The sequence below is a fragment of the Hymenobacter caeli genome (genome assembly GCF_013294115.1).
Taxonomy (GTDB): Bacteria; Bacteroidota; Bacteroidia; order Cytophagales; family Hymenobacteraceae; genus Hymenobacter; species Hymenobacter caeli.
On the sequence record NZ_JABSNP010000003.1, the window covers coordinates 169,179 to 180,871 of the forward strand.

At 64.7% G+C, this 11,693-nt stretch carries 11 protein-coding genes; 8 read left to right on the forward strand and 3 right to left on the reverse strand.

The annotated features are described in order from the left end of the window. Positions 1 to 141 precede the first annotated feature (141 nt). Positions 142 to 1,005 carry an aldo/keto reductase gene (locus HNP98_RS04125; RefSeq protein WP_173808788.1) on the forward strand — a complete coding sequence of 288 codons (864 nt, stop codon included), beginning with the start codon at positions 142 to 144 and terminating at the stop codon, positions 1,003 to 1,005. A gap of 157 nt (positions 1,006 to 1,162) precedes the next feature. Continuing rightward, a complete protein-coding gene (locus HNP98_RS04130; protein ID WP_173808789.1) occupies positions 1,163 to 1,732 on the forward strand; it encodes a DUF4136 domain-containing protein in 570 nt (189 codons plus the stop codon). An 8-nt stretch (positions 1,733 to 1,740) separates the two neighbouring features. Here HNP98_RS04130 and HNP98_RS04135 read toward each other — a convergent pair whose 3' ends face one another. Continuing rightward, entirely contained in the window at positions 1,741 to 2,910 is a 1,170-nt protein-coding gene (locus HNP98_RS04135) for a Gfo/Idh/MocA family protein (protein WP_173808790.1), read from the reverse strand. 145 nt (positions 2,911 to 3,055) lie between these two features. Next, positions 3,056 to 4,594, reverse strand: a complete 1,539-nt coding sequence (locus tag HNP98_RS04140) for an aldehyde dehydrogenase family protein (RefSeq protein WP_173808791.1) — start codon at positions 4,592 to 4,594, stop codon at positions 3,056 to 3,058. 257 nt (positions 4,595 to 4,851) lie between these two features. On the opposite strand from HNP98_RS04140, the gene HNP98_RS04145 reads away from it, so the two are divergent. Then, the gene (locus HNP98_RS04145) at positions 4,852 to 5,622 is read left to right on the forward strand and encodes an alpha/beta fold hydrolase (RefSeq protein WP_173808792.1); all 771 of its coding nucleotides are present in this window, start codon (positions 4,852 to 4,854) and stop codon (positions 5,620 to 5,622) included. Here the strand turns inward: HNP98_RS04145 and HNP98_RS21505 are convergent, their stop codons facing one another. After that, positions 5,623 to 6,159: a TonB family protein gene (locus tag HNP98_RS21505; RefSeq protein WP_217425648.1), complete on the reverse strand. Its 537-nt coding sequence runs from the start codon at positions 6,157 to 6,159 to the stop codon at positions 5,623 to 5,625. A 501-nt stretch (positions 6,160 to 6,660) separates the two neighbouring features. On the opposite strand from HNP98_RS21505, the gene HNP98_RS04155 reads away from it, so the two are divergent. The 5 genes from HNP98_RS04155 to HNP98_RS04175 all read left to right on the forward strand — a co-directional run bounded on the left by HNP98_RS04155 (position 6,661) and on the right by HNP98_RS04175 (position 11,667). Further along, positions 6,661 to 7,821 carry a glycosyltransferase family 61 protein gene (locus tag HNP98_RS04155; RefSeq protein WP_173808793.1) on the forward strand — a complete coding sequence of 387 codons (1,161 nt, stop codon included), beginning with the start codon at positions 6,661 to 6,663 and terminating at the stop codon, positions 7,819 to 7,821. Positions 7,822 to 8,314: 493 nt separating this feature from the next. Further along, the gene (locus HNP98_RS04160; protein ID WP_173808794.1) at positions 8,315 to 9,388 is read left to right on the forward strand and encodes a glycosyltransferase family 61 protein; all 1,074 of its coding nucleotides are present in this window, start codon (positions 8,315 to 8,317) and stop codon (positions 9,386 to 9,388) included. Between the two features lie 141 nt (positions 9,389 to 9,529). After that, on the forward strand, positions 9,530 to 10,381 hold the full coding sequence (locus tag HNP98_RS04165; protein WP_246274966.1) for a hypothetical protein: 852 nt from the start codon (positions 9,530 to 9,532) through the stop codon (positions 10,379 to 10,381). 112 nt (positions 10,382 to 10,493) lie between these two features. Next, positions 10,494 to 10,862 carry a cupin domain-containing protein gene (locus HNP98_RS04170; protein WP_173808795.1) on the forward strand — a complete coding sequence of 123 codons (369 nt, stop codon included), beginning with the start codon at positions 10,494 to 10,496 and terminating at the stop codon, positions 10,860 to 10,862. A gap of 13 nt (positions 10,863 to 10,875) precedes the next feature. Beyond that, positions 10,876 to 11,667: an SDR family oxidoreductase gene (locus HNP98_RS04175; protein ID WP_173808796.1), complete on the forward strand. Its 792-nt coding sequence runs from the start codon at positions 10,876 to 10,878 to the stop codon at positions 11,665 to 11,667. Positions 11,668 to 11,693: the final 26 nt, after the last annotated feature.

Below are 11,693 nucleotides of genomic sequence, written 5' to 3' on the forward strand. Positions count from 1 at the left end.
GGGATGGGCTAAAAGTAATACGTTGGGTCCCCACTGGCCTACCACCCGCAGGGCCGCCGGTAAAACATAGCCGCCAATAAAACGTCTTAACCGAATGCCCCGGTCAAACCTGGCCCGGGCGCTCATTTTAAGATTTCAACAATGGCAACCACCACCGCAACGTACCCCGCCACGTTCACCATCGGCGGCGACCTTACCGTGAACCGCCTGGGCTACGGGGCTATGCGCATCACCGGCGACGGCATCTGGGGGCCCCCGGCCGACCACAACGAGTCCATCCGCGTGCTGCGGCGGGCCGTGGAGCTGGGCGTAAACTTCATTGACACGGCCGACAGCTACGGGCCCAACGTGTCGGAAGAGCTGATTGCCGAGGCGTTGCACCCTTACGCCAAGGGCCTCGTCATCGGCACCAAGGGCGGACTGCTGCGCACGGGCCCCAACCAGTGGCCCGTCGACGCCAGCCCCAAGCACCTGGAGGAGGTGCTGCACGGCAGCCTCAAGCGCCTGAAGCTCGACCAGATAGACCTGTACCAGCTGCACCGCATCGACCCCAACGTGCCGTTCGAGGACACGCTGAAGTTCCTGCAAAAGGCCCAGCAGGACGGCTACATCAAGCACATCGGCCTGTCGGAAGTGGATGTGGACCAGCTTAAGAAGGCCCAGGAGTTCGTGGAAATCGTGTCGGTGCAGAACATGTACAGCGTCGACAACCGCAAGTGGGAGCCAGTGCTCGACTACACCCGCGACAACAATATCGCCTTCATTCCGTGGTACCCGCTCGCGGGCGGCAATAAGGAGGCCCTGGCGGCCCTCGGCCAAGTGGCCCAGAAGCACGGCGCTACCCCGCAGCAGATTGCCTTGAGCTGGCTGCTGCACCACTCGCCCAACATCCTGCTCATCCCCGGCACTTCCAAAGTGAAGCACCTGGAAGAAAACATGAAAACCGTTGACATTCAACTTATACCGGACGATATGGCGGCGCTGGATAGAATCAAAGCCGCCTAAATTTTGGTATTAGCCTGCCACGAAAGGGGGCCCCGTGACTACGGTTGCGGGCCCCCTTTTAGTGCTTGGGTCGCCCGGGAAATGAATTCTTTCCTGGCTGCGTTGGGCAGGTGCACGTTCCGGGATTCTACCCCACTCATTCCAACTGTTCCTTGCCATGTCTTTCTCTTTCCAATTACTGAAAAAACCGTTGCTCGCGCTGGCCCTGAGGCTGGCGGCCAACTCGCCTTCGTGGGGGCAGGCCGTGCAAACCGATCAAAAACCAAACGTCGATTTCACACGCTACAAAACCTACAACCTCGTGGAGGAAACGGCCCGCCACGATTCGGCTTCTTCGGATTTGGGCGCGAACGTTTTTGAACTGAAGCGGGCCGTGGCGCACGAAATGGAGGCCCGTGGCTACCGGCGCGCCGCCCGGCCCGACCTGCTGGTGAACATCGGCATCAGCAGCAAGGAGATGGTGCAAACCCGCGAAACCAACTACCTGAACGACGGGGCCCCGTACTACATCGGCCAGCGCAGCTACCACTGGCAGGCCCAGAACGTGCCCATCGGCCAGTACCGCGAGGGCACCGCCACCATCGACGTGGTGGACGCCGCCCGCCAGGAGCAAATCTGGCAGGGCACCACCACGCGCGTCCTCTCGCGCAAGCCCGACAAAGCGGCGCACCAAATCGACAAGGGCGTGGCCGAGGCGTTTGCGAAGTTTCCGGGGCAGGCGCGCTAGGGCCCCGGCTACTTGCCGGCGTTGGTGTGGTCGATGAGCTGCTGCACTTCCTTGGTCGATACCTTTTGGCCGGTTTCGGCGGCGCGGTAGATGGCTTCGAGCAGCTGCACGTCGCGCAGGCCCATCTCGCCGGGCACGCGGGTGGGCCGGTTGCGGAGGATGCAGTCGGCGAAATCGTCCAGCTGGGTGGCCTGCTGGTTGAGGTTGGGCAGGTTCATGGGGCCCTGGCTGGTGCGGCCCCGGAGGCCCCCGTAGCCGAAGGCCGGGGCCAGCTCGGCCCAGCCCTTGGGGCTTTCGGCGCGCAGCAGGGCGGTCATGTTTTCGGTGTAGCGGGTGCGGCAGTCGGCCGTGGCCCCGTCGGCAAACTGGAACTGCCAGTCGATGCCGGCCTCCACGTTCTTGAACAGCTGCGGGTCGGGGTTGGGGATGAACTTGGCCGTGACCGACACCGGCACCTGGCCCTTGGTGTAGAGGCAGCCCTGCACGCAGTAAATGCCCATGTCCATGAGCGGGCCCCCGCCGCTCAAGGCCCGGTTCACGCGCCAGCTGGGGGTGCTCAGCCGGAAGCCGTTATCGGCCAGCAGGTGCCGCACCGGGCCGAACACCTCGCGCTGGCCCAGGCGCATCATCTCCAGGTTGTGGGGCTCGAAATGCAGCCGGTAGCCCACGCTGAACTGCTTGCCGGCCTTTTGGCAGGCGGCAATCATGCGCCGGGCATCGGCCGCCGACGTGGCCAGCGGTTTCTCGCAGATGACGTGCTTGCCGGCCTGCGCCGCCCGCACCACGTACTCGGCGTGCAAAGCGTTGGGCAGCACCACGTACACGATGTCGATGGCCGGGTTGTCGATTATCCGGTCGAAGGTTTTATAGTCGTAGATGTTCTGGTCGGGGATGTTGTACTGCTGCTTCCACTGCGCCGCCTTGGCCGGCGTGCCCGTCACGATGCCCGCCAGCCGGCACCGCTTGGTTTGCTGCAACGCGGGGGCCAGCTGCCCGGCGCTGTAGCCGCCCAGGCCCACCAGCGCCACGCCCAGCTGGCGGTCAGCGCCGGGGCCCCCGGCCAGCCGGCGCAGGGGCCCCGCCAGGGCGGCCGTGCCGGCCAGGGCCGCGCCTGTACCGAGCGAGAGGGTGCGCACAAAATTGCGGCGGGAGGGCAGGAAGCCGGGGGCGTTTTTCATGGCGGAAATAATTTTTGGGACCAACAAAACCACCCGGGGCGGTGGCAACGGGCCGCGCCGGGAAGGTAGCTGCGGCTGAGCTGGAAACGAAAACGCGGCGGCCCCGTTGCCGGAGCCGCCGCGTAAATAGTACGTTGGCCCGCCGCTAGATTTTCTCCGGCAGCAGCGTGGCGTCGGGGTAGTTGCCGAGCACGGGCGCGTAGCCCTGCGTGACGGCCTCCACCAGCAGGGCCCCGCCCACGAAGGCCCCCTTCCACGACTCGCCCAGGCCGCCGAACGCCTCGGCCCGGTCGCCGCGCGAGCGCAGCGCGTTCACGCCCACCTTGAAGGCGCGGATTTCCTTGGCCGTGCGGGCCGCCCAGGCCGCGTCGTCCGAAACGACGGCGGCCACCAGGGCCCCGTTCGAGATGTTCATCTCGCCCACCAACTCCTCCACGCGGTCCACCAGCACCACGCTGTCGATGGGGCCGAAGGGCTCCTTGTAGTACAGCTCGCTCTGGCGGGGCAGGCCCACCAGGGCCCGGGGGGCGCGGTAAGCGCTGCGGTCCTGGCCAGGCAGGAACAGGGCATCGTCGAGCTGGCCGTCGTAGAGGGGGGTGGCCCCGGTTTGCAGGGCGTTGGCGTAGAGGCGGTCGAGGTCTTCGGCTTGGCGGGCGTTGATGACCGGCCCAAAGGCCAGCTCCGGCAGCGGGTCGTAGGGGCCGTCGACCAGCGTGGGGTTGCCCACCTTCAGGCTCTTGATGACGCCGAGGTACGTTTCGAGGAACTGCGGAAACAGGCGGCGCTCCACTACGAAGCGCACGTAGGCCGTGCAGCGCTGCTTGCCGTAGTCGTAGCCCTTGCGCAGGTGCTGGGCCAGCAGGTCCCAGTTCGAGAAATTCCAGACGCCGTAGGCGTTCACGCCCTCCATTTCCAGCATGTAGCGCTTGTGCTGCTGGGTGAGGCCGTCGGCGATGTAGCGGCCGCCCACCCGGCCGCCCACGAAGCTCAGGGCGTCCACGTGCGCGTCCTGCACCAGGGCTTGGCTCAACGCGGCCCCAGGGCCGCTCACCAGCGACACGGGCAGGCCGCAGCGGCGGGCGATGGCAAAGGCCAGGCTCAGGGAGATGAAGCCGCCGTCGGTGGGCGTTTTGGCGATGGCGGCGTTGCCGGCCAGGGCCTGCACCAGCACGGCGTGGAAGAGCACCGAAAACGGGTAGTTCCAGGAGGCAATGTTGCTCACGAGTCCGATGGGCTGGCGGCCTTGCAGCATGGGCCCGATGTGGTCCACGTACCACCGGGCCCCGTCGATGGCGCGGTCGATGTCGCTGAAGCCCAGGGCGTAGGTCTTGCCGATTTCCCACATCAGCAGCTTGCCGATGAGGTCGGCCAGGGGCGTGAGCTGGTCGAGGCAGTCGCGCACGCGGCGCTGGCGCTCGGCCAGGTCGGTGGCGGCCCAGGCGGGGGCTTCGGCCTTGGCGGCGGCCACGGCCCGCAGGGCCACGTCCTGGCTGAGCAGGGGCAGGGCCCCCAGCTCGGAGCCGTCGACGGGCGAGTGGAAGGCGCGGGGCTGGCCGGGCTCCTGCCAGCGGCCTTCGAGCAGGTTGAGGAAACGCCCTTCCTGGTCGAAGATTTCGGGGGCGTGCTCTTTGACCTGTCGCAGCAGGAAGCTGAACTCCACTTGTGGCGAGACGATTTTGGGCATGGTGTGTTGGGGGAGGTGGGACGGTGTACTACCGGGGAAGGTAGGGCCAGGTTTGCCGCCGGGAAGGCCGGCCCTGGGCCCCGTGGAACGGCTAATGTGCTTGCTGCCTGGGCCGGGGCCCCCGGATGGGCCCCGAAAGGGCCGGTAGCGTTGGCGGAAATATTATTTCCAACTGCCCCGCACGGCCAGTTTCCGGCCCCGTGCGCCGGCCACCGGCCCCAAACGTGGCAGCGGGCCCGGCGTTTACATTTGCCGGTATGGCCGCTCCCGCTACTTCCCCGCCCACCCTCGTGTTCCTCCACGGCTTTGCCGAAAGCCGCGAGGTGTGGACCGATTTCACCCGGTCCTTTCCGGCCCACTACCGCCTGCTGGCCCCCAACCTGCCCGGGCACGGCACCAACCGGGCCCCCGTGCCCGATTTCAGCATGGAAGCCCAGGCGCGCTACGTGGCCCAGTACCTCACCGACAAGGGCGCCGCCGACCCGGTGCTGCTCGTGGCCCACAGCATGGGCGGCTACGTGGCCCTGGCCCTGGCCGAGCGTTACCCCAGCCGCGTGGCCGGCCTGGCCCTCATCAACTCCACGGCCCTGCCCGACACCGACGAGAAGCGCCTGAACCGCGAGAAAAACATCGGCTTCGTGGAGCGCCACGGCGTGGCCAAGTTCATGGACAGCTTCGTGCGGCCGCTGTTCGCGCCCGCCAACCGCGACCGGCTGGCCGAGGCCCGCGAGCTGCTCGAGGAAATCGGCAAGGCCACGCCGGCCGCCACCTTCGCCGGGGCCCTGCGCGGCATGGCCGCCCGCCCCGACCGCAGCGCCGTGCTGGCCCGCGCCGCTTTCCCGGTCCTGGCCGTGGCCGGCAAGCACGACGTGGCCGTGCCCTTCGACGACTCGGTGCGCCAAGCGGCGCTGCCCGCCACGGCCGCCGCCCTGTTCCTGGAAGGCAGCGGCCACCTGGCCTACCTGGAGCAGCCCGACGAGACCCGCCGGGCGGTGCTGGCCCTGGCCAGCGCGGTGTTTGGGGGGTGATTATTGAATCCGGAACGTGATGGGCAGCACGTAGTATACGCGCACCGGCTGGCCGCGCAGCAGCGCGGGCGACGCGGCGGCGGGCATCGTCCTGAGCACGCGCAGGGTTTCCTCGTCGAGCGATGGACTGGCGGGACCCACCACTTGCATTTGCTCGATGGCCCCGGTTTCGGTCACTTCAAAGTACACGTATGCCACGCCCATCTCTTGGTTGACCAGGGCGGCCCTGGGGTAGCGGGTTTGCCGCTGAACCTGGCTTATCAAGTCCCGGGTAGAATAAACAGGCTTGGGTTCAGCGCGGGCCTTTTCTGAGGTTGGCATTTCGGCAAATACCGGCTGCTGGTCGGCGTAGGCATAGGGCTGGGCCGCAGGAGCCGCGGTAAAATTCAGGGCCAACACCACTTTAGCAACCTGGCCGGCCCCGGCCCGCGGGTCGGGCGTACCGGGTTGCCAATTGGGCAGGTGGGCGCGCAGGTAGTCCTGGGCCGTGGCGGCGGCGTTCACCAGGGCCTTGGCCGCGGTCTTCGGGGGCGGCAAGATGCGGAGGCCACTGGCTTGTTGGCCGCCCGCCAGCTCAAACGCCAGCGCCACCCGGCCGGGTGGCGCTGGCGTTTGAGCTGGCGGGCGGCGTTTGAGAATAAAAATTGTTTACAGGCGTTTGCTCACAGCAATGTCGAGCTGCTGCCGGTACCGAAGTACTTACGCAGTAGCCGTGCAATGGCCCAGTGCCGTTGCCCCCGGCTGGCCCAAGGGAACGGCAATGGGCAAGAAGTGATGAATGAAGCCAACAAGACAAGGTATAAATCTATTCAAAAACTTGCTCTACCATCCTGCTTTTACGCATGGACGCCAGAAGGACCAGACGTTTTATAAACCCTTGCACAATCTTCTAAACATTTTAAATTCATAAATATTATTATATTGCTTATAAATTACTGGTGCAAAGTGCCAATTTCTAGCAAATGAGTCGTGGAAACGCCTGGTAGGGGCGGGAGGCAGCGAACACAGGAAAATCCAAAACCATTTCTGGCTACGCCGATGAATCGCTTGGTTACAGCACTGAAAAACGAAGCCAAGGGGCTTGTGAAGCAATTCGCCCGCCTGGCCGGCTTCCACCTGCTTACCAAGGCGCAGACCGTGGCTTACCTGAAGCCCCACGAGCGGGTGCACCGGCCCGCCGAACTGTTTGAGCTTCCCGATGTGTACGACGCGGTGGACCCGGGCCAGTGCATCTTCCAGCGCAAAGACGCGGCGACCCGCCCGTGCCGCGCGTGGTACCACACCCGGGACGGCAAGCCGCCCGCCGCGCTGCTGCGCAATGGGAGCGTGTGGCTCGACGGCAACGTACTCTGTACCGATTATTTCACGGATCATGTACTGAAAGACAGCCTTAAAATTAAAAAACGGACAGTGGTGGAAGCCAGGGCACTGGTGGCCCCGTTTAGCCATTACCTGGACCCCGTTTTTATTTGGGGGTATTACGATTTCATGTTTTTAATTGCGGCCAAGCTATGTCGCATGGCGCAGGCGGTGCCAGAGCTGGCGTTTTCCGACGCCGTGGTGGCCTACCCGCTCTTTGGAACGACTTACGAGCGGGAATTTTTATCCTTGCTGGGGTTTTCGCCTGCGCACGTGCTCGACAGCCGCTTGTACAACGTGCAGTCCGCGAACTGCCTGCTAGCCAACGCCGGCTCGTGGTATTATCCCAGCCCCAAGGATGTGGAGTTGCTGCGCAACGCTCTGGCCCCCCTCGTCCAGGAGCCGGCCGAAAAACGCATCCGCCTCTACGTCAGTCGGGCGGGCCGCCGCCGCATCGAGAACGAGGCCGAGTTAGTGGCCATGCTGGAAAGGCACGGGTTCACCGTGATGGAGGACCGGCCGCGCACCTTGGCCGAGCAGCTGACTCTTTACCACCGGGCGTCGTTCATCGTGGGGCCCCACGGGGCCTCGTTTTCAAACATCATCTGGTGCCAGCCGGGGGCCCACCTGTTCGAGATTTTCGCGCCCGACTACGCGCCCGATTTCTTCCTCTACCTGGCGCAGCTGGCCGGGGTGGGCTACTCGGCCTGCTGCCAGCCGGCGGCCGGCGGGGGGCAGCTCCCGCCGATCGAGAGAAACATCCGGGTGGCCGTGGCCGACGTCGAGCGCGGCGTGGTCGCCGCCCTGGCAAAAGCCGCCCTGGCCATGCCAACGCGCTAGCCCGCGTCGGCTTATTATTTCTGATTAGCAGTTGGCCGGCACGACGTAGCCGCGCCCTTCGGCGACTTGGTGTGCTTGCCCTGAGCACGGCCCTGTTCCCGAAGAACAGGCCGCCTCGCGCACCTGGAGCAGCCCGCCGAAACTCGCCGAGCAATGTTGGCCTTGGCCAACGCAGTGTTTGAAAGGGAACAAATCGGGACAGGTTGCCGGGGCTAATTGGTTGAGATCTTCGACCCGGTGCCGCGGCGGTTATGGCTTCTGCAAGGGAGGAGGTTAAAAAAACCAGGATTAAAAAATAAACAAAGTAATTACCTGCTTTATAGCTTTGTGACGCTCCTTTACGGACCAGGCCGCAGCAGTGAGTCGTGCTGGGAAAGGGTGAAAACCATCACCAAGTTAGCTCATGGGAAAACTTGTTACTTACTTCAAAACAGTTGGTAAAGAGACTTTTGTGCGCATCGCCCGGCTGGCTGGACGCCGCTTTCTTACTAAAATGCAAACCACGGCTTACCTGGCACCCTATGCGCGGCTGTGTCAGCCCGCCGAGCAAGCGGCGCTGCCGGCTGTGTACGACGCCGTGGACCCCACTCAATGCCGTTTTCCCGGCAGGACAGTCAGCATCCAGCCGGGCCATGCCTGGTACTGCGCGGGCGGGCCCCCGGCCCGCCTGCTGCGCAACGGCGGCGTACAAATGGGTGAAAATGTGCTGTGCACCGATTACCACACGGACGAGGTTATCCGCGACAGTTTTCGGCTGGAAAAACGGTCCGTGCTAGTGGCCGATGTGCTGGTAGCTCCCTTCGCCCACTACCAAGACCCCGTTTTCATTTGGGGGTACTACGACTTCTTATTTATGCTCGCGGCCAAGCTGTGCCGCATCCAGCAGGCGATGCCGGAGCAGTCGTTTGCCGAAACCACCGTGGCCTACCCGTTGCTGGGCACCTCGTATGAGCAAGAGTTCTTGGCGGTGATGGGCTTTCGACCCGAGTGCATCCGCGACAGCCGCTTGTACAACGTGCGGGCGGCCACCTGCCTACTGGCCAATAACGGGGACTTCTACTACCCCAGCCCAACGGATGTGGAGCTGCTGCGCAACTGCTTGGCCCCCCTCATCCAGGAGCCGGCCGAAAAACACGCCCGCCTCTACGTCAGTCGGGCGGGCCGCCGCCGCATCGAGAACGAGGCCGAGCTGGTGGCCATGCTGGGAAAGTACGGGTTCACCGTAATGGAAGATAAACCGCGCACCTTGGCCGAGCAGCTGACTCTTTACCACCATGCGTCGTTCATCGTGGGGCCCCACGGGGCCTCGTTTTCAAACATCATCTGGTGCCAGCCGGGGGCCCACCTGTTCGAGATTTTCGCGCCCGACTACGCGCCCGACTATTTCCTTTATTTGGCGCAGCTGGCCGGGGTGGGCTACTCGGCCTGCTACCAGCCGGCGGCCGGCGGGGGGCAGCTCCCGCCGATCGAGAGAAACATCCGGGTGGCCGTGGCCGACGTCGAGCGCGGCGTGGTCGCCGCCCTGGCAAAAGCCGCTGGCCTGGCCGGTATCACGGTTCACGCTTAGCGGCGTGGCCCAATTCATTAGTGGTTAAGGCTAAAAAACCCCGGCCATAGGCACGGGCGCGCTTATCTTTGGGCCGAAATTTATCAGCCGTCGGGCTCCGCTGCTGGGCCGCGCCGGATTTTCTATCCTATTCCGTTTTTGATGAAACTTCGCTACTTGCTGGCCGCCCTGCTGTTGGGCGGCACTGCGCCGGCGTGGGCCCAGACGGGCATGCCCCCTACCCCCGACGCCCCGGCCCCGGCCAATGCCACCACCCTGCTGCCGCCCAGCGCCAAGCACCGCGGCACGCTCTACTTCAGTTGGGGCTACAACCGCGACTGGTACTCGCGCTCGGACATTCACTTTATTAACACCACGACCGATAACTACGACTTCACGCTCGTGAACGCCCATGCCAGCGACCACCCCAGCATGAGCGATTTCTGGAAGTTCAACTCCCTGACCGTGCCGCAGTACGACGCCACGCTGGGCTACATGTTCAACGACCAGCACGACCTGGGCATCGAGGTGAGCTGGAACCACTTGAAGTACGTGGTGGACGACAACCAGGTGATTCACGTGCGCGGCAACCTCCGGGGCCACTACATCGACAAAGACACGCTGGTGACGCCCGATTTTGTGCACCTCCAGCACACCAACGGCAACAACTACCTGATGGTGAACCTGGTGAAGCGCCGCAAGCTATTGGTAGGCAGGCACTTGCAGCTCAGCGCCATCGGCAAGGTGGGCCTGGGGCCCATGATTACGTACACCATCTCCACCATCTACGGGGCCTACCAGAAAGACCCTTTCCATTACCAGGGCATGGTGTTTGGCGGCAGCGCCGGCCTGCGGTTTGACATTTACAAGCACTTTTTCCTGCAAGGCGACCTGCAAGGGGCCGTTGCCGACTATACGTTCACGCGCATCGGCCCCGACAAGGTGGGCCGCGTGACGCACATATTCAGCTCGGCCCAGGCCATCTACGCCTTCGGCTTCAATTTCCCCCTGTAAACAAGGCCGGGGCCCCGCAACTATTTGCACTACTTTCGGCCCGCCGCGCCCCAGTCCTCCACGGACCGGGGCGCGGCGGGCCCATTCTGTTACTTACCAACTTGCTGTTGCCATGACCACTGACCAGGTGACCCACTACCGCTGGGACGACATGCCCGAGGAGCGCATGACGGACTTGATTTCGCGCCGCTTCATCACCGGCGATAAGACGATGCTCGCCCACGTGTACCTCAAAAAGGGGGCCTTGGTGCCCAAGCACCACCACGAAAACGAGCAGATTACCTACATCCTCGAAGGGGCCCTGCGCTTCCACCTCGGCGACGACCAAGCCCAAGAAATCGTCGTGCGCGCTGGTGAGGTGCTGCACATTCCGTCCAACGTGCCGCACTCGGCCGAGGCCCTGGAAGACACGCTCGACGTGGACATCTTCAGCCCGCCCCGCCAGGATTGGATCGATAAAACCGATGCCTACCTGCGATAACCATCTGTAAATTATGGACTTAGGCTTAAAAGGCAAAATTGCGCTGGTGGCCGCCGCCAGCAAGGGCCTGGGCCGCGCCGTGGCCGAAGAGCTGGCCGCCGAAGGCGCTTCGCTGGTGCTCTGCGCCCGCGGCGAAGACGAGCTACGGGCCACGGCGGCCGCCATCGAAGCCGCCAGCGGCGTGCCGGTGCTGGCCGTGCCCGCCGACCTGGCCGCGCCCGGGGCTCCCGCCGCGGTGGTGGCCGCCGCGCTGGCCCGCTTCGGCCGCGTCGACGTGCTGGTGACCAACGCCGGGGGCCCCCCGGCCGGCGGGTTCGACGGCCTCACGCCCGAAATGTGGGACGCCGCTACGCGCCTGCTGCTCACCAGCGTGGTGGAGCTGACGCGGGCCGTGCTGCCCGGCATGAAGGCCGCGGGCTGGGGGCGCATCCTCAACATCACGTCCATCAGCGTGAAGCAGCCGGTGGATAACCTGATGCTGTCCAACAGCTTGCGGGCGGCCGTGACGGGCATGGCGCGCACGCTGGCCACCGAAGTGGCGCCGTTCGGCATCACCGTGAACAACATCCTGCCCGGCTACACCCGCACCGCCCGCGTCGAAAACCTGGCCCAGGCCATTGCCACCCGCGACGGCATCGCGACCGCCGAGGCCCAGGCCCGCTGGGAAAACGAAATCCCCATGCGCCGCCTCGGCGAGCCGCGCGAGTTTGGGGCCCTGGCCGCGTTTCTGTGCTCGGCGCGCGCCAGCTACATCACCGCCACCTCCACCCCGGTGGACGGCGGGTGGATTAAGGGACTGCTTTGATTGAATGGGGAATGGTGGAATGGGAG